Here is a 23,923-nt window from a genome sequence, read left to right as displayed (position 1 = left end):
ATGCGACGGGAAAATCAGCGGAAATCTGTGCGCGACTGTGGCGAATTCGCATCACAGCCGGCGGGAGGATGAACGCGCGGGGCGCTCAGCGAACGCGTCGGGCGCTCAGTTTCGGTAGAACGGGGAGAAAGACGGCGAGTGGCCAGGTTCTTCCTGCGCGCGAGGCGGCGGCATCGGACGGCCGCCGCGCTCCTCGTTGTAGCGCGCGACGTCGGCGCGGATCGAGCCGGCACGCAGCGGCACGTTGCCGCCGCCTGGCGGCCGCGGCATCTGGCGGGAGTCGGCGCTGATCGGGCGATACGGGCTCTGCGCGGCGTAATGGCCGTAAGACGGCGTCGGCCGCAGGCCCCAGCGGGAACCATAGCCGCTCACGCCGCCGGCACGCGCGCCGCCCTGCGGCAGCGCCCGGCGCCAGACCTGCGCGTTGCGGGCCGGCTGGCCGTAAGCGCGCATGTCGCCGCCGCCGAAACCGTGACCGAAACCGTGGCCGCCGAACGCCTGACCGCCGTGCGGCGGTTGCGCGAGCGCGAGCGGCATCAGCAGCGCGCCGAGCACGCCTGCCACCCATCGTCCGACCTTCAGTTTCACCCGTTCCGTCATCATTCAGTGCCTGTTACCGCTCGCCGCCGGCCGTTTCCAGCCAACGCCAGCCTTTCAGCAGTAATTTATGAGCGGTCCGAAACGGTGTCGAGCCAAAAAGTGTTAGGTCGCGGGCACCGGTGTAACACCATGTTACTGCTAGGTTTTTTCACTTCAGGGCGCAATCGCGGCAGAACATTCTTCTGCCGTTTTGCGCAACGGCGGGCCTTCGCGGATGCCCGCTGTTGCATGCAATCGACTCATCAATCGATTACCACAATGAATTTGTTTATTGAATGACCAACCGGGACAATATCGGCTTCGCGCGCGCGACATGCGCGCCCGCCGTTTCCGACTCGAGTTCCCGATGGCCCGCCCCCGTTTCCTTCCCGACAACTTCACGCTCGCGCTCGTCGGCACCGTCGTGCTCGCGAGCCTGCTACCGTGCCGCGGCCCGGCCGCCCATGCGTTCAACTGGGCGACCAACATCGCGGTCGGCCTGCTGTTCTTCCTGCATGGCGCGAAGCTGTCGCGCGAAGCCGTCGTCGCGGGCGCGACCCACTGGCGGCTGCATGCAGTCGTGCTGCTCAGCACGTTCGCGCTGTTCCCGCTGCTCGGCCTCGCGCTGAAGCCCGTGCTGCAGCCGCTCGTCACGCCGACGCTCTATGCGGGCGTGCTCTTTCTGTGCACGCTGCCGTCGACGGTCCAGTCGTCGATCGCGTTCACGTCGATCGCGAAGGGCAACGTGCCGGCCGCCGTGTGCGCGGCGTCCGCGTCGAGCCTGCTCGGGATCTTCGTGACGCCCGCGCTCGTCGGGCTGATGATCACGTCGCAGTCGGCCGCGGCCGCATCGCCGTGGAGCACCGTCGGCAGCATCGTGATGCAGCTGCTCGTGCCGTTCATCGCGGGCCAGCTGCTGCGGCCCGTGATCGGCGGCTGGATCGAACGCAACCGCGGCGTGCTGCGCTTCGTCGACCAGGGCTCGATCCTGCTCGTCGTCTACGTCGCGTTCAGCGAGGCCGTGAACCAGGGGCTGTGGCACCAGATTCCGGCGCGCGCGCTCGGCGGCCTGCTGGTCGTCAACGTCGTGCTGCTCGTGATCGCGCTGGTGCTGACCACGGTCGTCAGCAAGCGGCTCGGCTTCAACCGGGCCGACCAGATCACGATCATCTTCTGCGGATCGAAGAAGAGCCTCGCGGCCGGCGTGCCGATGGCGAAGGTGATCTTTTCCGCGCAGGCGGTCGGCGCGATCGTGCTGCCGCTGATGCTGTTCCACCAGATCCAGCTGATGGCGTGCGCGGCGCTCGCGCAGCGCTGGGGCGCGCGCGACATGAGCGGCGAGCGCGACGGCGAAGGCGCCGCGGCCGGGGCCGCGCGCACGCAGGGTGCGCTGAACGCGGGCAAGCGCTGACGCGGGACGGGCGCGGCCGGCATGGCTGGCCCGCGCGGGGCTATTCGCCGTTCTGGTCCCGCCGCCTTCCGCCTTCCGCCTTCCGCCTTCCGCCTTCCGCCTTCCGCCTTCCGCCTTCCGCCTTCCGCCTTCCGCGCCCCTTCAGCCCGACGCGACGCATGCACCATCGACGCGCATCGCGTCACGAAATCTTCATTCAATTCTCCGCGTGCGGTGCCGTTAAAGTCGGGCGTCCCGTCGCCTCGGCCGCCCTCACCCATGCCCGCGCCCCATCCCGACTCGTCCGCCGCCCCCACCACGCGCCTGATCGCCGAGCACGCGCTCGCGGCCGTGTTCCAGCCGATCGTCGACCTCGGGTCGGGCACGGTCGTCGGTTACGAAGGCCTGATCCGCGGCCCGAGCGGCACCGACCTCGAGCAGCCGGACGCGCTGTTCGCGCAGGCCGCCCGCGACGACGCGACCGTCGCGCTCGAACAGGCGGCCGCGCTCACGTGCCTCGATGCGTTCGCGGCACTCGGTTGCGACGGCAAGCTGTTCCTCAACTTCAGCGCGGACACGATCCTGCAGCTCGCGCGCGAACGCGAGCGCGCGCGGCAACTGCTCGGCCGCGCGCGGGTCGGCGCCGAGCGCATCGTGATCGAGCTGACCGAGCAGACCGCGATGCCGGACGTCGCGCGCATCGAGCCGGCGGTCGCGTCGCTGCGCGACGCGGGCGTCCAGTTCGCGCTCGACGACTACGGCACCGCGAACGCGAGCATGAACCTGTGGCTGCGCCTGCACCCCGATGTCGTGAAGATCGACCGCTTCTTCATCCACGACATCGCGCGCGACCCGCTCAAGTTCGAGGCGGTCAGGGCAATGCAGCACTTCGCGCGCGCGAGCGGTGCGCTGCTGATCGCGGAGGGGATCGAGAACGAGTGCGACCTGATCGTCGTGCGCGACATGGGTATCTGCTGCGTGCAGGGCTTCCTGCTCGGCCGGCCGGATGCGCAACCGTCGCCGGTCGTCGCGCCGGCCGCGCGCGACGCGATCCGCACCCCGCACATCGCGGTGTTCCCCGGCGCGACGCGCACCGCGCGACCGGCCGGCACGATCGCGGCGAAGATGCTCGTCCCCGCGCCGGCGCTGCCGCGCGATGCGACCAGCAACGACGTGCTCGACCTGTTCAACCGGATGCCCGGCCTGCACGCGGTCGCGCTCGTCGAACGCGGGCGGCCGGTCGCGCTCGTGAACCGGCGCGGCTTCATGGACCGCTTCGCGCTGCCGTACCACCGCGAGGTGTTCGGCAAGAAGCCGTGCCTGCAGTTCGCGAACGACGCGCCGCTGATGATCGACAACGCGACGCCCGTCGAACAGCTCGCGATGCTGCTCGCGAGCCACGACCAGCGCTATCTCGCGGACGGTTTCGTGATCACCGAACACGGCCGCTACGTCGGGCTCGGCACCGGCGAAAGCCTCGTGCGCGCGGTGACCGAGATGCGCATCGAGGCCGCGCGCTACGCGAATCCGCTGACGTTCCTGCCCGGCAACATTCCGATCAGCGCGCATATCGAGCGACTGCTGGCGCGCGACGCCGGCTTCCACGCGTGCTACGTCGATCTGAACCAGTTCAAGCCATTCAACGACCAGTACGGTTACTGGCAGGGCGACGAAGTGCTGAAGTTCGCGGCGACGGTGCTGGCCGGCGTGTGCGATCCGCAGCGCGACTTTCTCGGGCACGTCGGCGGCGACGATTTCCTCGTGCTGTTCCAGCGCGACGACTGGCGCACGCGCGCGGCCGACGCGATCGCACGCTTCAACGACGGCGCACGGCGCTTCTACACGCAGGCGGACCGGCTGGCGGGCGGGCTGCGCGGCGAGGACCGCCACGGCAACCCCGCGTTCTTCGGCTTCGTGACGATGGCGATCGGCGCGGTCGGCGTGCCGGCCGGCGCGAACGGCGCGATGCGCTATGGCAGCGACGAGATTGCGTCGGTCGCGGCGCTCGCGAAACGGCGCGCGAAACAGCAGCCGGGCGGGCTCGCGATCGTCGATCTCGACGCAGGCCGCGCGGCGCTGCGCGAGCGCGGCGAGCCGCCGCACGCGGCGGCAGGCTGACACGGCGGGCCGCCAGCGGCCGCAGGCGGGTTGCCGGCCGCAGGCAGGCCGTCGGCTGCCCGAACGTCATTGCCGGTGCTGCCCCCTGCCGCCCCGATCCCCGGTGACGGCCCGTCGAGCGCCCGGCCCCTTTGCATCGAACATCCGGATGCATGTGACGCGCCGCCTCCCGACGCCACCCCGTTCCGCGCGATCACCTTGCCTTTTCCGCGTTTTGTTTAGTATTTTTAGTAACGGCGTTTTCGCAGATTAGCGCGTAAAAACGCGTTATTTCCGGGTATTCCCCGGTAATCCGGCCCGAATTAGGCGCAGTGTTTTACTATACAATCGCTGTCATCCTAAACAAACCGGACCCCGAACGATGGGCACCACCATTCGCGACGTAGCGCGGGCGGCAGAGGTCTCGATCGGCACCGTCTCCCGCGCGCTGAAAAACCAGCCGGGCCTGTCCGAAGCCACGCGCGCGCGCATCGTCGAGATCGCGCAGCGGCTCGGTTACGACCCGGCCCAGTTGCGCCCGCGCATCCGCCGGCTCACCTTCCTGCTGCACCGCCAGCACAACCGCTTTCCCGCCAGCCCGTTCTTCTCGCACGTGCTGCACGGCGTCGAGGACGCGTGCCGCGAGCGCGGCATCGTGCCGACGCTGCTCACGGTGGGCCCGAACGACGACGTGCTCCGCCAGATGCGCCCGCACGCGCCCGACGCGATCGCGGTGGCCGGCTTCATCGAGCCCGAGACGATCGAGGCGCTCGCCGCGACCGGCCGGCCGCTCGTGCTGATCGACCTGTGGGCGCCTGGCCTGCGCTCGGTGAACATCGACAACGCGACGGGTGCGGCGCTCGCGATGCGCCATCTGCTCGCCACCGGCCGCTCGCGGATCGCGTTCATCGGCGGATCGGCCGCCCACTACAGCATCGCGCAGCGCGCGATCGGCTACCGGCGCGCGTTCTTCGAGGCCGGGCGGCTGTTCGATCCCGCGTACGAAGTGACGATCGACGCCGGGCTCGACCCCGACACCGGCGCCGCGCGCGCGATGCAGCAGCTGCTCGACGCGCCGGGCCCGCGCCCCGACGCCGTGTTCGCGTACAACGACGCCGCCGCGCTGGCCGCACAGCGCGTGTGCATCGCGCGCGGCGTGCGGATTCCGGAAGACATCGCGATCGTCGGCTTCGACGACATCCCGGCCGCCGCGCACGCGAACCCGCCGCTCACGACGCTCGCCGTCGACAAGGAAGCGCTCGGCCGCCGCGGCGTCGAACTGCTGCTCGCGGAAGCACCCGAGCACACCGAGATCTCCCTGCCCGTCGAGCTGATCGTGCGGGCCAGCAGCCTGCCCGCCGGCTCGCCGGCATTCGATACCGCCACGCTCACCGAATCATGAACATGCCCCCGGTCCAATCCCGCACGGCCACGCCGGCCAATCACGCGCAAGCGGCACCGTTCGTCGCGAGCTTCCGCGATCCATCGTTCCTGCTGTCGCACGTCGAGGACACGCTGCGCTTCTACGCGGCCAACGCGTTCGACCCGACGGGCGGCTTCTACCACTACTTCCGCGACGACGGCAGCATCTACAACCGCACGTCGCGGCACCTGGTGAGCAGCTGCCGGTTCGTCTTCAACTACGCGATGGCGTACCGGCATTTCGGCGATCCGCGCCATCTCGACTACGCGCGCCACGGGCTGCGCTTCCTGCGCGACGCGCACTGGGATGAAGCGCTGCAAGGCTACGACTGGGAACTCGACTGGCGCGACGGCGCGAAGCGCGCGACGCTCGACGGCACGCGCCACTGCTACGGGCTCGCGTTCGTGCTGCTGGCCGCCGCGCACGCGACGATGGCCGGCATCGACGAAGCCCGCGCGCTGATCGCATCGACCTACGAGCTCGCGGAGCACCGCTTCTGGGATGCTGCCGCGGGCCTCTATGCGGACGACGCGACGCCGAACTGGAACGTATCGTCGTACCGCGGCCAGAACGCGAACATGCACATGACGGAGGCGCTGCTCGCGGCCTACGAGGCGACCGGCCACCTCACCTACCTCGACCGCGCGGAGAAGCTCGCGACCCACGTCACGCAGCGCCAGGCCGAGCTGTCGGGCGGCCTCGTGTGGGAGCACTACCATGCGGACTGGTCGGTCGACTGGGACTACAACAAGGAAGACAGCTCGAACATCTTCCGTCCGTGGGGCTTCCAGCCCGGGCACCAGACCGAATGGGCGAAGCTGCTGCTGATCCTGGAGCGGCACCGCCCGCTCGACTGGCTCGTGCCGCGCGCGGCCGAGCTGTTCGACGCGGCGCTCACGCACGCATGGGACGCCGATCACGGCGGCCTCTGCTACGGCTTCGGCCCCGACTTCACGATCTGCGACCACAACAAGTATTTCTGGGTGCAGGCGGAAACCTTCGCGGCGGCCGCGATGCTCGGCGCGCGCACCGGCAGCGAGCGCTTCTGGGACTGGTACGACGAGATCTGGCGCTACAGCTGGGCGCATTTCGTCGATCACCGCTACGGCGCGTGGTACCGGATCCTCACCTGCGACAACCGCAAGTACAGCGACGAGAAGAGCCCGGCCGGCAAGACCGACTATCACACGATGGGCGCGTGCTACGACGTGCTCGCGACCCTCGCTCGCGCGGCGCGCAGCGAGCCGACGCAATGAGCGGCGGCACGTTTCCGGCATTCGTGTCGGCGGGCGACATCCTGACCGACATGGTGCGCGCGGGCGACGCGCAGTGGACGTCGGTGCCGGGCGGCGCCGGCTGGAACGTCGCGCGCGCGGTCGCGCGGCTCGGCATGCCGAGCGCGCTCGCGGGCGCGATCGGCGAGGATTGCTTCTCCGACGTGCTGTGGCGCACCAGCGACGCGGCCGGGCTCGACCTGCGCTTCCTGCAGCGTGTCCCGCGTGCGCCGCTGCTCGCGATCGTCCACGAGACGCGGCCGCCCGCGTACTTCTTCATCGGCGACGCGAGCGCGGATCTCGCGTTCGACCCGGCCCGGCTGCCGGCCGGCTGGACCGAACACGTGAAATGGGCGCACTTCGGCTGCATCAGCCTGGTGCGCGAACCGCTCGCGAGCACGCTCGTCGCGCTCGCGGCCGACCTGCACGCGCGCGGCGTGAAGATCAGCTTCGATCCGAACTACCGGAACCTGATGACGGCCGCGTACCGGCCAACGCTCGCGAAGATGGCCGGCCTCGCCGACCTGATCAAGGTGTCCGACGAAGACCTGCGCCACCTGTTCGGCGGCGACGGCCCCGACGCGGTGGCCGCGGTGCGCGCGCTGAATCCGCGCGCGGCCGTGCTCGTCACGCGCGGCGCGCAGGCGGCGACGCTCTATGCGGACGGCGACGTGCTCGAGGCCAGCCCGCCGCGCGTCGAGGTGGTCGACACCGTGGGCGCGGGCGACGCGTCGATCGGCGGCATGCTGTTCAGCCTGATGGCCGCGCCGCAACGGTCGTGGCGCGCGCATCTCGCGTTCGCGCTGGCGGCGGGCGCCGCCGCATGCCGGCACACGGGTGCGCACGCGCCGACGCTCGACGAGGTCGTCGCGCTGCTCGAACAATGACGGGATGACGACGGCGCGCTGATCGGTCGCCGATTAGCGGCGCTGTACATGCTGCGCCGCAGTGCTACGATGAAGAGTCCTATTGCGGGAGAGGCACGATGGACACGAACACGTTCACGAAAGGCATCTACACGGCCAAGGCGCATACGCAGCACGCCGCCAACGGGCAGTTCCAGGGCTACGTGATCCTCGCCCGTGACGACGGCGACGAGATGGAGAACATGCGCTACGACGTCCACACGACGAGTCCGAGCGAGGAGGAAGCGTTCGACGAGGCGAAGGCGCTCGCACACCGGATCCTCGGCGAAATCGAGCTGTAGTGCGCCGCACCATCACGCGTGCGCCGCGGCCTGAGCGCGACGCGCCGCCTTCGGCGCGGTTCGAGACAACCGCGCCATCATCGACACCCGCCGTCAGAGCAGCCGCGCCACCATCGACACCAGCATCGTCAGCACCAGCGTCGACATGAACGGGAACGGGTAGCGCCGTCCGCCGAGCGTCAGCGTGACGTCGCCCGGCATCCGCCCGATGCCGAACTTGCCGAGCCACGGCCAGCAGCGCGTCAGGATCATCACCGCGACGAATGACGTCAGCAGCCAGCGCAGCATCCCTGGCTCCCGTCAGAGCGCGTGCGAGCGGTCGCCGCGCGCGAACGCGTCGAGCGTGCCGTCGATCCCGCGCGAGAACGCGATCACCTTGAACAGCTCGCCCATCTCGGCTTCCGAGATCAGCTTCTGCACCGCGTTCGCGGCCGGCAGGAACTGGTGGATGTCGGACGGATCGATCGCGGCCAGCGCGTCGGTGATGCCCGCATTCAACAGGAAGCGCGCCTGCGACGTGTAGCCGAGCAGGTCCGCGCCGGCAGCGACGCCCGCGTCGTAGATGCCGGTGAATTCGACGTGCGCGGTGATGTCCTGCAGCCCCGGGTACAGGAACGCGTCGTCGTGCGCGTGGTGGCGGTAGTGGCACATGAGCGTGCCGCGGTCGCGCTGCGGATGGTAGTACTCGTGCGCGGGAAAGCCGTAGTCGACCAGCAGCACCGCGCCGCGCGCGAGCATCGTGCACACGGTGCGCGTGAACGCCAGCGCGGCTTCATGCGTCTCGGTCACATAGCCGTCGTCGACGTCGAGCGTCGCGAGCACCGGCGGCAGGCCTGCGGCGCCGGCGGGCCGGTCGTCGAACACGAACGCGTGCCGCGCGTCGAGCGTGACGCCGCGCTCGCGCCACGCGCCGCCCGCCTTCGCGAACAGGCGCACCGGCATCGCGTCGAGCACCTCGTTGCCGACGACGACGCCGTCGAAGCGCTCGGGCAGCGCGTCGAGCCAGCGCACCTTCGCGGCGAGCGCCGGCGCGGCGGCCGCGATCGTGTCGCGCTGCCGTTCGCGCAACTCGCCGGACAGGTCGACGATCAGGTATTCGTCGAGCTCGACGCCGAGCGCATCGAGCGCCGCGAGCAGCCCGGCCGCGAGCTTGCCCGTGCCCGCGCCGAATTCCATCACGCGGCGCGTGCCGCTTGCCGCGAGCGCTTGCGCCACGGGATTCGCGAGCGTCTGCGCGAACAGCGGCGACAGCTCGGGGGCCGTCACGAAATCGCTGCCGTCGTCGGCGCGGCGTCCGAACTTGCGCGCGCCGCCGCTGTAATAGCCGAGGCCGGGCGCGTACAGCGCGCGCTCCATGAAGCGGTCGAACGGCAGCCAGCCGCCGGCCGCCGCGATCTCGTCGCGCAGTTGCGCGGCGAGGGTTTCGGACTGCGCAAGCGCGTCAGGGCCGGGAGCAGGTAAACTAGCGGATTCGTGAGCTTTCGGGTTCATCCCGGCATTGTAAATGACCGTTTCAGCCGATACGTCGACCGCGCGCATCGCGCTCGTCGCAGGCGCGCTGGGCAGCGCGGCCGACGCGGCGTCGCTCGGTCGTGCGCTCGCGACCGGATTCGCGCAGCGCGGCTGGGACGTCGCGCTGCAGCGCAGCCCCGGCGCGCCGCGCGCGGCCGCCGACGCGCTCGTCGCCGAAGTCGCCGCACGCGGCCGCCGCGCGGCCGTGCTCGACGTCGATCTGGCCCTGGAAGCCGACGCTGCCGCGCTCGTCGCCGCGTGCGGCGACGCGCTCGGCCGGCCCGCGTGCGTGGTGTTCGTGAGCGCATGCGCCGGCACCGACGACGCGCATACGGTGGATGGCGCATCGCTCGCTGCCGCGCTCGCGCGCAACGTGACGGCACCGCTCGCGCTGGCCCGCGCGCTCGCCGATGCGACGCCCGACGCCGCGCGCGACGACGAATCGCTGCGTGCGTGCGCGATCCACGTGCTGGATCAGGCCCTGTTTCACCCGGCGCCCGCGCAGTTGTCGCACGCGCTGATGCAGGCCGCGCTGAACCGCGCGACCTCGGCGCTGGCGCTCGCCCTCGCGCCGAAGGTACGCGTCGCGGCGCTGGTGCGCGGCCACGCGCCGCACGCGAACGACATCGCGGCGGCAGCCTGCTATCTCGCGAGCGCGCCCGGCGTCACGGGCGCGACGCTGACCGTCGACGGCGGCGAGCACCTCGTGCCGCCCGCCGCCGGCCTGAATTGAATGAACGCGCGGATCGCGCGGCCTGATACCGCCGCCCGCGCCGCTTTGCGTGCACGCACGCCAATTTGACTGGGACGACCATGTTTTCCGCTCTCCTGCACCCCCGCCTCGCGGACTGCCGCAGGCTCTACCTGCGCGACTACGAGGTGCACATCAACATCGGGGCTTTCGAACACGAGAAGCGCGGCGAGCAGCGCGTCGTCATCAACGTCGACCTGTTCGTGCCGCTCGCGCTGTCCACCCCTGTCGACGACCGGCTGCATGAAGTCGTCGACTACGACCTGATGAAGCAGAGCGTCGCGCAGAGCGTGGCGCGCGGCCACATCCACCTGCAGGAAACGCTGTGCGACGCGATCGCCGCGAACCTGCTGGCGCACGACGCCGTGCGCGCGGTACGCGTCTGTACCGAGAAACCGGACGCCTATCCGGACTGCGACGCCGTCGGCGTCGAAGTCTTTCGCATCAAGGACGAGGCATGAACGCCCCCCACATGAATGACACGGCGGCCGACGGCGCCGCCATCGAAGCCACCGTCGCCGACACCGGCCGCCGCGCGCTGACACGCCGCGAGCAGAAGGAAGCGTACGAGAACAACAAGCTGTTCAAGCGGATCGTGCGCCAGGTCGGCCAGGCGATCGGCGACTACAACATGATCGAGCAGGGCGACAAGGTGATGGTGTGCCTGTCGGGCGGCAAGGACAGCTACGCGATGCTCGACGTGCTGCTGCGCCTGCGCGAGCGCGCGCCGATCGACTTCGACATCGTCGCGGTCAACCTCGACCAGAAGCAGCCGGGCTTCCCCGAGCACGTGCTGCCCGAGTACCTGACGCAGGTCGGCGTGCCGTTCCACATCGAGAACCAGGACACCTACAGCATCGTCAAGCGGCTCGTGCCCGAAGGCAAGACGACCTGCTCGCTGTGCTCGCGGCTGCGCCGCGGAATCCTGTACCGCGTGGCCGGCGAGCTCGGCGCGACCAAGATCGCACTCGGCCACCACCGCGACGACATCCTGCAGACCTTGCTGCTCAACATGTTCTACGGCGGCAAGCTGAAGGGGATGCCGCCGAAGCTGCAGTCGGACGACGGCAAGAACGTCGTGATCCGCCCGCTCGCGTACGTGAAGGAAACCGATCTCGAGAAATACGCTGAGCTGCGCGAATTCCCGATCATCCCGTGCAACCTGTGCGGCAGCCAGCCGAACCTGAAGCGCGCGGAAATGAAGGCGCTGATCCGCGAATGGGACAAGCGCTTCCCGGGCCGCGTCGACAACATGTTCAGCGCGCTCTCGAACGTCGTGCCGTCGCACCTGATGGACACGGCCCAGTTCCCGTTCGCGTCGCTGCGCGCGACGGGCGAAGCCGATCCGCAGGGCGACATCGCGTTCGACGAGGAGCCGTGCGCGTCCGGCGACGACACCGCCGCTCCGGGCGCCGCCCGGCCGAACGCGGTCCGGCCGATCTCGATCGTCCAGTTCGACGACCTGTAAGCAGGGTCCCAACACCCGCCGGAACGGGGCGCAAGCCCCTCTTTCCGGCGCTGTCGCCCCGCCGCGACAGGCCCGGAACGCCAGGGGCCGCATGCTAAAATGAACAGCTTCGAACTCCTCTGACAAGCTCGCCATGAATATCGTGATTTTGGCGGCAGGCACCGGCAAGCGCATGCGTTCCGCGCTGCCGAAAGTGCTCCATCCCCTGGCCGGCAGGCCGCTCCTCTCCCACGTCATCGCCACGGCGCGCACGCTGCAGCCGTCGCGGCTCGTCGTCGTCGTCGGCCATGGCGCCGAGCAGGTCCAGGCCGCCGTCGCCGCGCCCGACGTCCAGTTCGCGGTACAGGCCGAACAGCTCGGCACCGGCCATGCGGTGCGCCAGGCGCTGCCGCTGCTCGATCCCGCGCAACCGACGCTGGTGCTGTACGGCGACGTGCCGCTCACCCGCGCATCGACGCTGCGGCGCCTCGTCGACGCCGCGCGCGAGGGCCGCTACGGGATTCTGACCGTCACGCTCGACGATCCGACCGGTTACGGCCGCATCGTGCGCGACGCGTCCGGCTTCGTCACGCGCATCGTCGAGCAGAAGGACGCGTCGCCCGAGCAGCTGAAGATCGCCGAGATCAACACCGGCATCATCGTCACGCCCACGGCCCAGTTGTCGATGTGGCTCGGCGCGCTGAAGAACGAGAACGCGCAAGGCGAGTACTACCTGACCGACGTCGTCGAGCTCGCGATCGAGGCCGGCTTCGAGATCGTCACGTCGCAGCCCGACGAAGAGTGGGAAACGCTCGGCGTGAACAGCAAGGCCCAGCTCGCGGAGCTCGAGCGCATCCACCAGCACAACGTCGCGGATACGCTGCTCGCCGACGGCGTCACGCTCGCCGATCCGGCGCGCCTCGACGTGCGCGGCACGCTGCGCTGCGGCCGCGACGTGTCGATCGACGTGAACTGCGTGTTCGAAGGCAACGTGACACTCGCCGACAACGTGACGATCGGCGCGAACTGCGTGATCCGCAATGCGTCGATCGGCGCCGGCACGCGCATCGACGCGTTCACGCACATCGACGGCGCCGAGCTCGGCGCGCACACCGTGATCGGCCCGTACGCGCGGCTGCGCCCGGGCGCGCAGCTCGCGGACGAAGCGCACGTCGGCAACTTCGTCGAGGTGAAGAACGCGGTGATCGGCCACGGCTCGAAGGCGAATCACCTGACGTACATCGGCGACGCCGACATCGGCGCGCGCGTGAACATCGGCGCGGGCACGATCACCTGCAACTACGACGGCGCGAACAAGTTCCGCACCGTGATCGAGGACGACGTGTTCGTCGGCTCGGACACGCAGCTCGTCGCGCCGGTGCGCATCGGCCGCGGCGTGACGATCGCGGCCGGCACGACGATCTGGAAGGACGTCGCCGAGGGCGTCCTCGCATTGAACGAGAAGACGCAGACCGCGAAGAGCGGCTACGTCCGCCCGGTCAAGAAGAAAAATTAACGTCTTGCGGGCACCGCACGGCGCCCGTTTCCACATAGAGGGTAGATTTCATGTGCGGCATTGTCGGCGCAGTTGCGCAGCGTAATATCGTTCCGGTGCTGATCGAAGGATTGCGGCGCCTCGAATACCGTGGCTACGATTCGTGCGGCGTCGCCGTGCTCGAGCCGGGCGCGCCGAAGCGCGCGCGCAGCGTCGCGCGCGTCGCCGATCTCGACGCACAGGTGCGCGAATCGCACCTGGAAGGCGCGACCGGCGTCGCGCACACGCGCTGGGCGACGCACGGCGCGCCCGTCACGCACAACGCGCACCCGATCTTCTCGTCGAACGCGCTCGCGCTGGTGCACAACGGCATCATCGAGAACTTCGAGACGCTACGCGACACGCTGCGCGCGAAGGGCTACGAATTCGTGTCGCAGACCGACACCGAAGTGATCGCACACCTCGTGCACAGCCTGTATCGCGGCAACCTGTTCGAGGCCGTGCGCGAAGCCGTGCAGCAGCTGCACGGCGCGTATGCGATCGCGGTGACCCACAAGGACGAGCCGCACACCGTCGTCGGCGCGCGCCAGGGTTCGCCGCTCGTCGTCGGTCACGGCGACGGCGAGAACTTCCTGGCCTCCGACGCGCTGGCGCTGGCCGGCAGCACCGACCGCTTCACGTTCCTCGAGGAAGGCGACGTGTGCGAACTGTCGCTCGACGGCGTGAAGATCGTCGACCGCCACGGCGCGCTCGCGCAGCGCGAGATCCGCGTCGTCAGCGCGTACGGCGGCGCGGTCGAGCTGGGCCCGTATCGCCACTTCATGCAGAAGGAAATCTTCGAGCAGCCGCGCGCGATCAGCGACACGGTGCCGCAGACCGAAGCATTCGACGCGACGCTGTTCGGCGACGCCGCAGCCGCCGCGTTCGCGGACATCGACAGCCTGCTGATCCTCGCGTGCGGCACGAGCTACTACTCGGGCCTCACCGCGAAGTACTGGCTCGAGTCGATCGCGAAGATCCCGACCCAGGTCGAGATCGCGAGCGAATACCGCTACCGCGAGTCGGTGCCGAACCCGCGCCAGCTCGTGCTGGTGATCTCGCAGTCGGGCGAGACGGCCGACACGCTCGCCGCGCTCAAGCACGCGCAGTCGCTCGGCCACACGCATACGCTCGCGGTGTGCAACGTCGCGACGAGCGCGATGGTGCGCCTCACCGAGATGCAGTTCCTGACGCACGCGGGCACCGAGATCGGCGTCGCGTCGACGAAGGCGTTCACGACCCAGCTCGTCGCGCTGTTCGTGCTGGCGGCGACGCTCGGCAAGCTGCGCGGGCACGTCGACGCCGCGCAGGAAGCGGAATTCCTGAAGCAGCTGCGCCATCTGCCGGCCGCGCTGAACAGCGTGCTCGCGCTCGAGCCGCAGATCATCGCGTGGTCGGAGGAATTCGCACGCAAGGAAAACGCGCTGTTCCTCGGCCGTGGGCTGCACTACCCGATCGCGCTCGAAGGCGCGCTGAAGCTGAAGGAAATCTCGTACATCCACGCGGAGGCCTATCCGGCCGGCGAGCTGAAGCACGGGCCGCTCGCGCTCGTCACGGAAGCGATGCCCGTCGTCACGGTCGCGCCGAATGACACGCTGCTCGAGAAGCTGAAGTCGAACATGCAGGAAGTGCGCGCGCGCGGCGGCGAGCTGTACGTGTTCGCGGATGCCGACACGCAGATCGTCAACGACGACGGCCTGCACGTGATCCGGATGCCGGAACACTACGGGCCGCTGTCGCCGATCCTGCACGTCGTGCCGCTGCAGCTGCTCGCGTATCACACCGCGTGCGCGCGCGGCACCGACGTCGACAAGCCGCGGAATCTCGCGAAGTCGGTGACGGTGGAGTAACGCAGGTCCCCTGGACGGGCCGTCGCCGCCCCGTCCAGACCACGTATCGGCACGAAGCAGCGCACGAAGCAGGCCGTTCGGCCAGGTCGAAATATGTACCACGTAGTGGTATATAATCCTGTGCTAACTCGACTGGCTCGACATGTCTGCTTCCGTACGACGCGTGTTCAAGACGAAGTGGTTTCACAAGGCAGCAGGAAAAGCGGGAATCGGCGATCGCGAACTGTGCCGGGCGGTGCGGGAACTGGCGCGGGGCCAGGGCATCGATCTCGGCGGGAACGTCTGGAAGAAGCGCCTGGACGACAATCGCCAGCGAGGCATCGTGCTGGGCAAGGTCGGGCATACGTGGGTGTTCGTGTTCCTGTTCGCGAAACGTGACCGCGACAACATCGATGCACGCGAGCTGCGCGCCTTCAGGAAGCTCGCCGCGGATGTCGGTCGACACACCGACGTCGACATCGCGACGCTGGTCGCACTGAACGAGTGGGTGGAGATTTGCAATGGCTAAGAGTCGATTCAAGAGCGACGCGACGGAGGCGGTCCACAGCGCCGCGTCGGGCCTTTATCGCGCGCAATTGATCGACAAGAAGACGATGCGCGAATACGACGCGCTCTGCATCGAAGCTGCACCGCAGTTCGATCCGGAGGCGATCGCCCGTATCCGCAAGTCGGTCAACGTCAGCCAGAGCGTGTTCGCGCTCTATCTGAACACGACCACATCGACGATCCGCCAGTGGGAACAGGGCGACAAGCGTCCGAGCGGCATCGCCGCGCGTATGCTGCAGATCGTCGAGAAGCACGGGCTCGAGGTGTTCTCCTGAACCGCCTTCCCCGAATGCTCACGGGCGGCCGATCCCGCACCGGGCACCGCAACGCGACGCGAGCCGCAAGCAAGATGACGGAGAGACCATGGTAAGACTGTTTGGATGCGGATTGCTGGCGCTGACGTTCGTGTCGACGGGCTGGGCGGCCGAGCACTACGTCGAAGTCTGGAACCCGCCCGAAGCACGGCTGCCGGCGGCGCGTACGCCGGGCGCCCGTATGCCGGATGCCCATATGCCGGCCGCGCGCACGGGTGCCGACGCGCACGCCGGCAGCAAGGCCGTGGAAAAGCATGCGAGCGTGCAGCCGAAGGCCGCCGTGAAGCCGCACAAGCGCCGCGTCGCGCAAGCCGTGAAGGCCGCGCCGCATCGCCCGCCCGCCGCGACGGTCGACGCGCCGGTCGCGCCACGCCCGGTCGCGCAGCCCGCGCCGGGCCGGCTCACGGTGATGCAGCCGGCCGCGCCCGACACGCCGCACGCGCTCAATTTCTCCGACATTCCGAGGCAATTCACGCCGGACGGCAACGTGCTGCGAGTCGGCACGGGCAACCGCTCCGCGGAGGTGACGCGATAATGGAAGCGCAGACCTATCACGGCTACCAGATCTGGGGCCATGCGATCCTGCAACAGGACGAGATCCTGCAGCCCGAACGCTTCGCGGCGAGCGGCACGATCACGCAGAACAACCGGCTCGTCGAAGCGTCGGGCGTGCTCGGCGTGTTCGATACCGAGGACGAAGCGCGCGAAGCGGGGCTCGAATGGGCCCGCGCGTGGATCGACGGTCATCGCTGAACGACCGTGAACCGTGCATGAAAAGACAAGGGGCGTCGATGACGCCCCTCGTTTCGTTCGAATCGGGAAAAAATCGGGAAACACTCAGGCTGCGGGCCGCGGCGGCCGCATGGCCGTCCGGGGCCGGCCGACGAGCCGTGTGAGCACGACGATCGCGACCAGCGTGACGACGTACGCGGCGATCTGGATCCCCGCCGGACGTGCGGTATAGCCGATCAGCGTATGCAGCGCCTTGCCGACGATGCTCGATTCCTTGAGCAGCCACGACGTGTCCCACACCGCATCGCCCCACGACGGCACGAGGCCGGCCGCGAGCAGGAAGCCGACGCACTGGCTCGCCATCCCCGCCGCGAGCAGCACGATCAGCGCGTTGGTGACGGAGAACAGGCGCTTCAGCGGAATCTGCAACAGGCCCGCGTACATCGCATAGCCGAGCCCGGCTCCGCCGAACACGCCGAGCAGCCCGCCTGCGATCATCTGCGGCGTCTGCCCGGGATCGCCCGCGGCGATGCCGTACAGGAACAGCACGGCCTCGGAGCCCTCGCGCAATACCGCGACGCCGACCACGATCGCGAGCCCGGTCAGCGGCCGGCTGCCGGCCGCGACGGCCCGCCCGACTTCGCCCATGTGCAGCGCCATCTCGCGCCCGTGGCTGCTCATCCAGATGCAGTGCCACGCGAGCATCAGCGTCGCGACGAACATCACGCCCGCGTTGAAGACTTCCTGGCCCATGCCGGACGCCCACTGCGAGATCACGTCCGCGAATGCCGCGATCAGGCCGGCGCCGATCACGCCGCCGACGAGCCCGCCGCCGACCCACCAGCCGCGCCGCGGCACGCCCTTCGTGGCGGCCATCACGATCGAGACCACCAGCGCGGCCTCGAGCACTTCACGAAAGACGATCAGGGCGGTAGACAGCATGGCGATGTCCGCTTACTTGACGCTCAGGTGCGTCTTCGACTGCGCTTCGTGATACTCGTCGTGGAACTCGTAGGTGCCGGCCTTCAGCGGCCCGACCAGGATCTCGACCGACTTGCCGGCCGGCACGACCTTCTCCGCCTTGAAGTCGTCGCTTTCGAATTCCGCGGGCGTCGAATCGAGATTCTTCACGACGAACTTCACCTTCTTGCCGGCCGGGATCGTCACGCCGTCGGGCGAAAACTTGTGGTCCTTCAAGGTCAGGTTGACGACATCGTCTGCCGCGAATGCGGACGTTGCCGAAGCGCCCAGCAGGGCCAGTGCGAAACCGATAGCGAAACGAGTCATGTGCGTAATGAAATGAAATATCGAAGGGGATTGATACTAAGATCGATTCGCATTTTCACCTCGGAGTACCCTTACCGCAATCAGGGAGATCGAGCATCATCGACATGAAGTGGCCCTTGCCGCACAAGGCTCCGCCAGATTTCGCCGACAATGCGCGGCCGTCAATCGGGAAAAATTCCGACTGACGCATGCCGACGAGTTGCGATTCGTCTGACCTCGTCTTTACAAACAGCTTGTGCGATACCGAACGCTGCGGGCGCGCTTGACCTTCCCACCATGGCAAGCTTCATGCTGAACGTACTCGTCAATCGTCAACTCAGGAGAACACGATGGAATTCGAAGTCCAGGACATGACCTGCGGCGGCTGTGCCAACGCGATCACGCGCGCGGTGACGGCAGCAGACCCGGCCGCAAAGCTCGACATCGACGTGGCCGCGAAGACCGTGAAGGTCGAATCGGCGCAAGGCGCCGAACGCGTGCAATCGATCATCGAAGCCGCGGGCTTCCACCCGGCGCTGCGCTCGGCCTGACGCACACGGGCGCGGCGCCACCCGGCACCGCGCCCGTGCAGCGGCCGCGTCAGCGCAGCCGGATCAGCGTCGACTTCAGCTCGGTGTACTTCTCCAGCGCGTGCAGCGACTTGTCGCGGCCGTTGCCTGACTGCTTGTAGCCGCCGAACGGGAAGTTCATGTCGCCGCCTTCGTCGTAGCAGTTCACCCACACCGTGCCCGCACGCAGCCGGCGCGACACGTCGTGCGCGGTCGCCAGGTCCGACGTCCACACGGCCGCCGCGAGCCCGTACTCGGTATCGTTCGCGATCCGCACCGCCTCGTCGACATCGTCGAACACGATCACCGACAGCACGGGACCGAAAATCTCCTCGCGCGCGATCTTCGCATCGGGCTTCACCTCGAACACCGTCGGCTCCACATAGAAGCCGCCCGACTCCTGCTTCACGCGTGCGCCGCCCGTGACGAGCGTGCCTTCCTTGCGCCCGGCGTCGATGTAGCCGAGCACGCGCTCGAGCTGGATCCCGTCGACGATCGCGCCCATCGATACCGACGGGTCGAGCGGGTTGCCGGGCACGTACGCGCGCGCGGCCGCGACCAGCTTCCCGATGAACGCATCCTTGATGTCGCGATGCACGAGCAGGCGCGAGCCGGCCGTGCACATCTCGCCCATGTTGTAGAAGATCGCGCCGGCCGCGGCCTGCGCGGCGCGGTCGAGATCCGGACAATCGGGCAGCACGATGTTCGGCGACTTGCCGCCGAGTTCGAGCCACGCGCGCTTCAGGTTCGACTGCGCGGCGTACTGCATGATCAGCTTGCCGACCGCGGTGGAGCCGGTGAACGCGATGCAGTCGACGTCGCGATGCAGCGCGAGCAGCTTGCCGGGTTCGCCCGCGCCCGGCACGACGTTGAACACGCCGGCCGGGATGCCGGCCTCGCATGCGAGCTGCGCGACACGGATCGCGGTCAGCGGCGACTTCTCCGACGGCTTCAGCACGACGCTGTTGCCGGCAGCCAGCGCCGGGCCGAACTTCCATGCGGCCATCAGGATCGGGAAGTTCCACGGCACGACGGCCGCCACCACGCCGACCGGCTCGCGCGTGACGAGACCGACGAGATGGTGGTCGGCCGGCGCGACTTCGCCGCCGACCTTGTCGATCGCTTCGGCGAACCATTCGACGCAATACGCGGCGCCCGGCACGTCGACCGTCGTCGTGTCGCCGATCGGCTTGCCCGCGTCGAGCGTCTCGAGCAGCGACAGTTCATCGAGATGCTCGCGCATCAGCGCAGCCCAGCGCAGCAGCACGGCCTTGCGCGCGCGCGGGTTCAGTCCGGCCCACACCCCGGCGTCGAACGCGCGGCGGGCGGCCGCGACGGCGGCATTCACGTCGGCTTCGCCGCAATCGGCCACCTTCGCGAGCACGCGGCCGTCGATCGGACTCACGCAGTCGAACGTCCTGCCGCCGTGCGCGTCGCACGACGCGCCGTCGATGAATGCGCGCCCTTCGATCTCGAGCGACGCCGCCTTGTCCTGCCAGTCAGCCAAAGTCAACTTGTTCATCAGGATGCCTCAATTGTCGTGGCATTCGCGCTGCGGCACGCCGCGCAACGGCAACGCTGCCGGCGGCGAATGCGGTGATGCGCGGCGGGTCAGAAGGTGGCCGGCGAATTGGCCGACACGACCTCGCAGAGCTGTTCCGCGCTGGGATTGCGAAAACGGTGCGGCAAGCGGCTTTCGAAGTAGTAGCCGTCTCCGGGGTCGAGCAGCCAGGTCGCGCCGTCGACGGTGAGCTCGAGCCGGCCCGACACGACCACGCCGCCCTCGTGCCCCGCGTGCACGAGCATCTCGGGCCCCGTATCGGCGAGCGGCTGGTAGACCTCGCGCATGATGCACATGTTGCGGTCCTTCACGCCCGCGCCGACCAGGTGAAACGCGAGCGCGTCGTTGCCCAGGTTCGGCATCTCGTCACGGCGCGACACGACCGAGCGCGATTCGACCAGCTCGAACGTGAAGAACTCCGCGAGACTCATCGGGATGCATTCGAGCAGTTTCTTCAGCGAGCCGACCGACGGGCTCACGCGGCCCTGTTCGATCAACGAGATCGTGCCGTTGGTCACGCCGGCCCGCTTCGCGAGTTCGCGCTGCGACAGGCCATGCTTGTTGCGCACGAAACGCAGGCGCTCGGCGACTTCGGTGGACATCGATTCGGTTTCGGACACGATAGTAGTGCGGTGAAAAAGTGAAACGGCGTGTTGGGCAGCCGTTGAATATTCTAATCACTTTATGCCGCGCATCAGCGGGGAAAACCCTGAAAGGCGATCGAAATAATGAACACCCCGCGAGTCATTCCATTTACGAATCTTTTGTTCGCAGTGCTTCGGGAAAGCCCTGACACGGGACCGTCAAAAAACATTTGACGCCGTTTTTGACTCGTATATGCTGGCTCTCAGGTCAGCGTCATTGGCCATTCATCGGCACCAGAAAACGTTATCGCAACGCAAAAATTGATGCCCATCGATGTAAATGACGCAGGCCCGGCACCTCGATTATTTTAAACGCCCAGCGCGCCGAAACGATCAGGTGTTCAATACTTTCAACAAACCAGTCGAGTGTAATCGTGAGAGTCCGTGGCCCTCTGGTGAGGTGGGATCGAGGCGATGTGCGAAGTTTGCGCAGCGCTGCCCCCGCTTCCGATGGCAGTTGCGGCTGGCATAGTCCTCGCCTGCTGCATCTGTCGATCTACACCATCCTGTCCCGTCGTTCCGTCAGGCGTCACAACGCCGTTTCCGCACGCGCGTTCGTGGCCGTCGACACGGACGAAGTCGCGTCGCTGCTGCCATAGCGCCTCTCCTCCTTTTCTCGTCGTTCGTTTCAACTGCCTGTCCGTCAGCCGCGTCGTCTGCGCGGTGACGGAACGCGTTCGCGCATCGATTGCCGCGTCGCGCATCGCAACGAAACGGACGATGGCCTGACCGTCGCGCGCAGCGCGGATCGCCATGCGACCCCGTTGCGCCCATTCACCAGCGGCCTTGCGCGTTTCGCCAGGCTGCGGGGCCGTGTCGCGCCCGCGTTTTGCGCTTTTTCCGCACGACGCACGCATCAGCCCTACGGACAACTGATTGACGTCATGGAAAGGAAACCCCTCGTCGGCATCACCGCCGACTTCACGCAGATCGGCGCCCACGCGTCGCACACGGTCGGCGACAAGTACGTCGCGGCGATCGTCGACGGCGCACACGCGCTCGCGATGGTGCTGCCCGCGCTCGGCGATCGCCAGTCGGTCGACGACGTGCTCGGCACGGTCGACGGCCTGCTGTTTACCGGCAGCTACTCGAACGTCGAGCCGCATCGGTACGGCGGCGAGCCGAGCGCGCCCGGCACGAAGCACGATCCCGCACGCGACGCGACGACGCTGCCGCTGCTGCGCGCGGCGATCGCGGCGGGCGTGCCCGTGCTGGCCGTGTGCCGCGGCTTCCAGGAGCTGAACGTGGTGTGCGGCGGCACGTTGCATCAGCGCGTGCACGAAGTGCCGGGCCTCGCCGATCACCGCGAGGACGACGACGCGCCGACGGACACGCAATACGGCCCCGCGCACGTCGTGCGCCTGACGCCCGGCGGCGTGCTGCACACGCTCGCCGGCGGCCGCGACGACGTGCACGTGAACTCGCTGCACAAGCAGGGCATCGCGCAACTCGGTTCCGGCCTCGCCGTCGAAGCCGTCGCGCCGGACGGCCTGATCGAGGCCGTCAGCGTCGTCGACGCGCCGGCCTTCGCCCTCGCCGTGCAATGGCATCCGGAATGGCGGCATGCGCATGACCCGCTGTCGAGCGCGATCTTCCGCGCGTTCGGCGACGCCTGCCGCGCGCGCCGCAACGCCCGCACGCGCGCCACGGCCGCCGCCGCGCTCGCCTGAGCGCGCCGACCCACATAACGAGAACAGACATGCAAGACATCGAAGACTTTCTGAAGCAGCACCGGATCACCGAGATCGAAGCGATCATTCCCGACATGGCCGGCATCGCGCGCGGCAAGATCACGCCGCGCAACAAGTTCACGTCCGGCGAATCGATGCGGCTGCCACAGGCCGTGATGGTGCAGACCGTCACCGGCGAGTATCCGGAAGACGGCTCGCTGACCGGCGTGACCGATCCCGACATGGTGTGCGTGCCCGACACGTCGACCATCCGCCTGATCCCGTGGGCCGTCGACCCGACCGCGCAGGTGATCCACGACTGCGTGCACTTCGACGGCTCGCCGGTCGAGATCTCGCCGCGCTACGTGCTGCGCCGCGTGCTCGACCTGTACAAGGCGAAGGGCTGGAAGCCCGTCGTCGCGCCGGAGCTCGAGTTCTACCTGGTCGACATGAACAAGGACCCGGACCTGCCGCTGCGTCCGCCGGTCGGCCGCACGGGCCGCCCCGAAACGGGCCGCCAGTCGTATTCGATCGAGGCCGTCAACGAGTTCGATCCGCTGTTCGAGGATATCTACGAGTACTGCGAAATGCAGAACCTCGACATCGACACGCTGATCCACGAAGTCGGCGCCGCGCAGATGGAGATCAACTTCATGCACGGCGACGCGCTGTCGCTGGCCGACCAGGTGTTCCTGTTCAAGCGCACGGTGCGTGAAGCCGCGCTGCGTCACAACATGTACGCGACGTTCATGGCCAAGCCGATGGAAGGCGAACCGGGCTCCGCGATGCACGTGCACCAGAGCATCGTCGACGAGGAAACGGGCCGCAACCTGTTCACGTCGCCGGAGACGGGCGGCGCGACGTCGCTGTTCTACAACTACCTCGCGGGGCTGCAGAAGTACACGCCGGCGCTGATGCCGATCTTCGCGCCGTACATCAACTCGTACCGCCGGCTGTCGCGCTTCATGGCCGCGCCGATCAACGTGCAGTGGGGCTACGACAACCGCACGGTCGGCTTTCGCATCCCGCACTCGGGCCCGGCCGCGCGCCGCATCGAGAACCGGATCCCGGGCGTCGACTGCAACCCGTACCTCGCGCTCGCGGCGACGCTCGCGGCCGGCTACCTCGGCATGACGCAGCGCCTCGAGCCGACCGAGCCGCTCGTCAGCGACGGCTACAACCTGCCGTACCAGCTGCCGCGCAATCTCGAGGAAGGGCTCACGCTGATGGCCGCGTGCGAGCCGCTAGCCGGCATTCTCGGCGACAAGTTCCTGAAGGCGTATTTCGCGCTGAAGGAAACCGAATACGAAGCGTTCTTCCGCGTGATCAGCTCGTGGGAACGCCGTCATCTGCTGCTGCACGTGTAAGCGCGCGCACGCACGTACTACGGAAATACGGAGGAAACATGACGTACCGCAACGAATCTGCCTGGATCCAGCCGGCCGCGCCGGCCGCCGCGCCCCGCACGACGCAGGCACGCACGACCGCCGAATACCGCGCGCTCGACGCCGCGCACCACATCCACCCGTTCTCGGACATGGGCGCGCTCAATCGCGC

26 protein-coding genes and 1 pseudogene are annotated in these 23,923 nt (G+C 68.3%); 20 read left to right on the top strand and 7 right to left on the bottom strand.

Annotated elements, in window-relative coordinates; genetic code table 11:
• Positions 1–105 precede the first annotated feature (105 nt).
• Positions 106–600, bottom strand: a complete 495-nt coding sequence (locus DIE22_RS15635; protein ID WP_124605542.1) for a peptide-binding protein — start codon at positions 598–600, stop codon at positions 106–108.
• 346 nt (positions 601–946) lie between these two features.
• Here DIE22_RS15635 and DIE22_RS15630 point away from each other — a divergent pair, with 346 nt between their 5' ends.
• The 6 genes from DIE22_RS15630 to DIE22_RS15605 all read left to right on the top strand — a co-directional run bounded on the left by DIE22_RS15630 (position 947) and on the right by DIE22_RS15605 (position 7,970).
• The gene (locus DIE22_RS15630) at positions 947–1,990 is read left to right on the top strand and encodes a bile acid:sodium symporter family protein (RefSeq protein WP_124496503.1); all 1,044 of its coding nucleotides are present in this window, start codon (positions 947–949) and stop codon (positions 1,988–1,990) included.
• Between the two features lie 258 nt (positions 1,991–2,248).
• The gene (locus tag DIE22_RS15625) at positions 2,249–4,087 is read left to right on the top strand and encodes a phosphodiesterase (RefSeq protein WP_124605463.1); all 1,839 of its coding nucleotides are present in this window, start codon (positions 2,249–2,251) and stop codon (positions 4,085–4,087) included.
• Positions 4,088–4,448: 361 nt separating this feature from the next.
• A complete protein-coding gene (locus tag DIE22_RS15620) occupies positions 4,449–5,468 on the top strand; it encodes a LacI family DNA-binding transcriptional regulator (protein WP_124605462.1) in 1,020 nt (339 codons plus the stop codon).
• Complete coding sequence (locus DIE22_RS15615) at positions 5,465–6,745, top strand: AGE family epimerase/isomerase (RefSeq protein ID WP_124605461.1); 1,281 nt, start codon at positions 5,465–5,467, stop codon at positions 6,743–6,745. Before DIE22_RS15620 ends, DIE22_RS15615 begins: the two co-directional genes overlap by 4 nt.
• Complete coding sequence (locus tag DIE22_RS15610) at positions 6,742–7,650, top strand: carbohydrate kinase (protein ID WP_124605460.1); 909 nt, start codon at positions 6,742–6,744, stop codon at positions 7,648–7,650. The genes DIE22_RS15615 and DIE22_RS15610 overlap by 4 nt, the downstream gene beginning before the upstream one ends.
• Before the next feature lie 98 nt (positions 7,651–7,748).
• Positions 7,749–7,970 carry a hypothetical protein gene (locus DIE22_RS15605; RefSeq protein WP_124496493.1) on the top strand — a complete coding sequence of 74 codons (222 nt, stop codon included), beginning with the start codon at positions 7,749–7,751 and terminating at the stop codon, positions 7,968–7,970.
• Positions 7,971–8,063: 93 nt separating this feature from the next.
• Here DIE22_RS15605 and DIE22_RS15600 read toward each other — a convergent pair whose 3' ends face one another.
• The gene (locus DIE22_RS15600) at positions 8,064–8,258 is read right to left on the bottom strand and encodes a DUF2905 domain-containing protein (RefSeq protein ID WP_124496491.1); all 195 of its coding nucleotides are present in this window, start codon (positions 8,256–8,258) and stop codon (positions 8,064–8,066) included.
• Positions 8,259–8,270: 12 nt separating this feature from the next.
• Positions 8,271–9,461 (bottom strand): class I SAM-dependent methyltransferase, encoded by a 1,191-nt coding sequence (locus tag DIE22_RS15595; RefSeq protein ID WP_124605459.1) that lies wholly within the window; start codon positions 9,459–9,461, stop codon positions 8,271–8,273.
• 13 nt (positions 9,462–9,474) lie between these two features.
• Between DIE22_RS15595 and DIE22_RS15590 the strand changes: the two genes are divergently transcribed.
• The 9 genes from DIE22_RS15590 to DIE22_RS15550 all read left to right on the top strand — a co-directional run bounded on the left by DIE22_RS15590 (position 9,475) and on the right by DIE22_RS15550 (position 16,677).
• Entirely contained in the window at positions 9,475–10,215 is a 741-nt protein-coding gene (locus DIE22_RS15590; protein ID WP_124605458.1) for an SDR family oxidoreductase, read from the top strand.
• 80 nt (positions 10,216–10,295) lie between these two features.
• Positions 10,296–10,694, top strand: a complete 399-nt coding sequence (locus DIE22_RS15585) for a dihydroneopterin aldolase (protein ID WP_124496485.1) — start codon at positions 10,296–10,298, stop codon at positions 10,692–10,694.
• Positions 10,691–11,701, top strand: a complete 1,011-nt coding sequence (gene ttcA / locus DIE22_RS15580; RefSeq protein ID WP_124496483.1) for a tRNA 2-thiocytidine(32) synthetase TtcA — start codon at positions 10,691–10,693, stop codon at positions 11,699–11,701. The genes DIE22_RS15585 and ttcA overlap by 4 nt, the downstream gene beginning before the upstream one ends.
• Positions 11,702–11,834: 133 nt before the next feature.
• Positions 11,835–13,196 carry a bifunctional UDP-N-acetylglucosamine diphosphorylase/glucosamine-1-phosphate N-acetyltransferase GlmU gene (glmU, locus tag DIE22_RS15575; RefSeq protein WP_124496481.1) on the top strand — a complete coding sequence of 454 codons (1,362 nt, stop codon included), beginning with the start codon at positions 11,835–11,837 and terminating at the stop codon, positions 13,194–13,196.
• Positions 13,197–13,246: 50 nt separating this feature from the next.
• Positions 13,247–15,064, top strand: a complete 1,818-nt coding sequence (gene glmS, locus DIE22_RS15570) for a glutamine--fructose-6-phosphate transaminase (isomerizing) (RefSeq protein WP_124496479.1) — start codon at positions 13,247–13,249, stop codon at positions 15,062–15,064.
• A gap of 142 nt (positions 15,065–15,206) precedes the next feature.
• The gene (locus DIE22_RS15565) at positions 15,207–15,572 is read left to right on the top strand and encodes a type II toxin-antitoxin system RelE/ParE family toxin (RefSeq protein ID WP_124496477.1); all 366 of its coding nucleotides are present in this window, start codon (positions 15,207–15,209) and stop codon (positions 15,570–15,572) included.
• Positions 15,565–15,885 (top strand): helix-turn-helix domain-containing protein, encoded by a 321-nt coding sequence (locus DIE22_RS15560; RefSeq protein WP_006760978.1) that lies wholly within the window; start codon positions 15,565–15,567, stop codon positions 15,883–15,885. The genes DIE22_RS15565 and DIE22_RS15560 overlap by 8 nt, the downstream gene beginning before the upstream one ends.
• An 88-nt stretch (positions 15,886–15,973) precedes the next feature.
• Positions 15,974–16,459: a hypothetical protein gene (locus DIE22_RS15555; protein WP_124496475.1), complete on the top strand. Its 486-nt coding sequence runs from the start codon at positions 15,974–15,976 to the stop codon at positions 16,457–16,459.
• Entirely contained in the window at positions 16,459–16,677 is a 219-nt protein-coding gene (locus DIE22_RS15550) for a hypothetical protein (RefSeq protein WP_124496473.1), read from the top strand. Before DIE22_RS15555 ends, DIE22_RS15550 begins: the two co-directional genes overlap by 1 nt.
• 84 nt (positions 16,678–16,761) lie before the next feature.
• On the opposite strand, the gene DIE22_RS15545 is transcribed toward DIE22_RS15550, so the two are convergent.
• Together DIE22_RS15545 and DIE22_RS15540 are read right to left on the bottom strand one after the other, a co-directional pair.
• On the bottom strand, positions 16,762–17,598 hold the full coding sequence (locus tag DIE22_RS15545) for an FTR1 family protein (RefSeq protein WP_124496471.1): 837 nt from the start codon (positions 17,596–17,598) through the stop codon (positions 16,762–16,764).
• A gap of 12 nt (positions 17,599–17,610) precedes the next feature.
• The gene (locus DIE22_RS15540) at positions 17,611–17,943 is read right to left on the bottom strand and encodes a cupredoxin domain-containing protein (RefSeq protein ID WP_124496469.1); all 333 of its coding nucleotides are present in this window, start codon (positions 17,941–17,943) and stop codon (positions 17,611–17,613) included.
• 329 nt (positions 17,944–18,272) lie between these two features.
• Here DIE22_RS15540 and DIE22_RS15530 point away from each other — a divergent pair, with 329 nt between their 5' ends.
• Positions 18,273–18,473 (top strand): heavy-metal-associated domain-containing protein, encoded by a 201-nt coding sequence (locus DIE22_RS15530; RefSeq protein WP_006754615.1) that lies wholly within the window; start codon positions 18,273–18,275, stop codon positions 18,471–18,473.
• A 49-nt stretch (positions 18,474–18,522) separates the two neighbouring features.
• Here the strand turns inward: DIE22_RS15530 and DIE22_RS15525 are convergent, their stop codons facing one another.
• Together DIE22_RS15525 and DIE22_RS15520 are read right to left on the bottom strand one after the other, a co-directional pair.
• On the bottom strand, positions 18,523–20,013 hold the full coding sequence (locus DIE22_RS15525) for an aldehyde dehydrogenase (RefSeq protein ID WP_124605457.1): 1,491 nt from the start codon (positions 20,011–20,013) through the stop codon (positions 18,523–18,525).
• 89 nt (positions 20,014–20,102) lie between these two features.
• Positions 20,103–20,654, bottom strand: a complete 552-nt coding sequence (locus DIE22_RS15520) for a cupin domain-containing protein (protein ID WP_044849101.1) — start codon at positions 20,652–20,654, stop codon at positions 20,103–20,105.
• A 458-nt stretch (positions 20,655–21,112) separates the two neighbouring features.
• On the opposite strand from DIE22_RS15520, the gene DIE22_RS38780 reads away from it, so the two are divergent.
• From DIE22_RS38780 to DIE22_RS15500, 4 genes and pseudogenes are all read left to right on the top strand, one after another.
• Complete coding sequence (locus DIE22_RS38780; protein ID WP_006402789.1) at positions 21,113–21,295, top strand: hypothetical protein; 183 nt, start codon at positions 21,113–21,115, stop codon at positions 21,293–21,295.
• A gap of 285 nt (positions 21,296–21,580) precedes the next feature.
• Positions 21,581–22,366, top strand: a complete 786-nt coding sequence (locus tag DIE22_RS15510) for a gamma-glutamyl-gamma-aminobutyrate hydrolase family protein (protein ID WP_124496465.1) — start codon at positions 21,581–21,583, stop codon at positions 22,364–22,366.
• Between the two features lie 29 nt (positions 22,367–22,395).
• Positions 22,396–23,733 carry a glutamine synthetase family protein gene (locus DIE22_RS15505; protein ID WP_124496464.1) on the top strand — a complete coding sequence of 446 codons (1,338 nt, stop codon included), beginning with the start codon at positions 22,396–22,398 and terminating at the stop codon, positions 23,731–23,733.
• 38 nt (positions 23,734–23,771) lie between these two features.
• Positions 23,772–23,923, top strand: a pseudogene (locus tag DIE22_RS15500) (aspartate aminotransferase family protein); the annotation flags it as partial.

The organism is Burkholderia sp. Bp9142 (assembly GCF_003853415.1).
Lineage (GTDB): Bacteria > Pseudomonadota > Gammaproteobacteria > Burkholderiales > Burkholderiaceae > Burkholderia.
This window is presented reverse-complemented; position numbering and strand designations above follow the sequence as displayed.

Bases quoted from the DNA above. Each gene is read 5' to 3' on its own strand.
- DIE22_RS15625 (WP_124605463.1), top strand. From the start codon at position 2,249: ATGCCCGCGCCCCATCCCGACTCGTCCGCCGCCCCCACCACGCGCCTG.
- DIE22_RS15585 (WP_124496485.1), top strand. From the start codon at position 10,296: ATGTTTTCCGCTCTCCTGCACCCCCGCCTCGCGGACTGCCGCAGGCTC.
- glmS (WP_124496479.1), top strand. From the start codon at position 13,247: ATGTGCGGCATTGTCGGCGCAGTTGCGCAGCGTAATATCGTTCCGGTG.
- DIE22_RS15630 (WP_124496503.1), top strand. From the start codon at position 947: ATGGCCCGCCCCCGTTTCCTTCCCGACAACTTCACGCTCGCGCTCGTC.
- DIE22_RS15520 (WP_044849101.1), bottom strand. From the start codon at position 20,654: ATGTCCACCGAAGTCGCCGAGCGCCTGCGTTTCGTGCGCAACAAGCAT.
- DIE22_RS15600 (WP_124496491.1), bottom strand. From the start codon at position 8,258: ATGCTGCGCTGGCTGCTGACGTCATTCGTCGCGGTGATGATCCTGACG.
- DIE22_RS15635 (WP_124605542.1), bottom strand. From the start codon at position 600: ATGACGGAACGGGTGAAACTGAAGGTCGGACGATGGGTGGCAGGCGTG.
- DIE22_RS15605 (WP_124496493.1), top strand. From the start codon at position 7,749: ATGGACACGAACACGTTCACGAAAGGCATCTACACGGCCAAGGCGCAT.
- DIE22_RS15550 (WP_124496473.1), top strand. From the start codon at position 16,459: ATGGAAGCGCAGACCTATCACGGCTACCAGATCTGGGGCCATGCGATC.
- DIE22_RS15590 (WP_124605458.1), top strand. From the start codon at position 9,475: ATGACCGTTTCAGCCGATACGTCGACCGCGCGCATCGCGCTCGTCGCA.
- DIE22_RS15560 (WP_006760978.1), top strand. From the start codon at position 15,565: ATGGCTAAGAGTCGATTCAAGAGCGACGCGACGGAGGCGGTCCACAGC.
- DIE22_RS15540 (WP_124496469.1), bottom strand. From the start codon at position 17,943: ATGACTCGTTTCGCTATCGGTTTCGCACTGGCCCTGCTGGGCGCTTCG.
- DIE22_RS15610 (WP_124605460.1), top strand. From the start codon at position 6,742: ATGAGCGGCGGCACGTTTCCGGCATTCGTGTCGGCGGGCGACATCCTG.
- DIE22_RS15505 (WP_124496464.1), top strand. From the start codon at position 22,396: ATGCAAGACATCGAAGACTTTCTGAAGCAGCACCGGATCACCGAGATC.
- DIE22_RS15530 (WP_006754615.1), top strand. From the start codon at position 18,273: ATGGAATTCGAAGTCCAGGACATGACCTGCGGCGGCTGTGCCAACGCG.
- DIE22_RS15620 (WP_124605462.1), top strand. From the start codon at position 4,449: ATGGGCACCACCATTCGCGACGTAGCGCGGGCGGCAGAGGTCTCGATC.
- DIE22_RS15545 (WP_124496471.1), bottom strand. From the start codon at position 17,598: ATGCTGTCTACCGCCCTGATCGTCTTTCGTGAAGTGCTCGAGGCCGCG.
- DIE22_RS15565 (WP_124496477.1), top strand. From the start codon at position 15,207: ATGTCTGCTTCCGTACGACGCGTGTTCAAGACGAAGTGGTTTCACAAG.
- ttcA (WP_124496483.1), top strand. From the start codon at position 10,691: ATGAACGCCCCCCACATGAATGACACGGCGGCCGACGGCGCCGCCATC.
- DIE22_RS15525 (WP_124605457.1), bottom strand. From the start codon at position 20,013: ATGAACAAGTTGACTTTGGCTGACTGGCAGGACAAGGCGGCGTCGCTC.
- DIE22_RS15555 (WP_124496475.1), top strand. From the start codon at position 15,974: ATGGTAAGACTGTTTGGATGCGGATTGCTGGCGCTGACGTTCGTGTCG.
- DIE22_RS15595 (WP_124605459.1), bottom strand. From the start codon at position 9,461: ATGAACCCGAAAGCTCACGAATCCGCTAGTTTACCTGCTCCCGGCCCT.
- DIE22_RS15510 (WP_124496465.1), top strand. From the start codon at position 21,581: ATGGAAAGGAAACCCCTCGTCGGCATCACCGCCGACTTCACGCAGATC.
- glmU (WP_124496481.1), top strand. From the start codon at position 11,835: ATGAATATCGTGATTTTGGCGGCAGGCACCGGCAAGCGCATGCGTTCC.
- DIE22_RS15615 (WP_124605461.1), top strand. From the start codon at position 5,465: ATGAACATGCCCCCGGTCCAATCCCGCACGGCCACGCCGGCCAATCAC.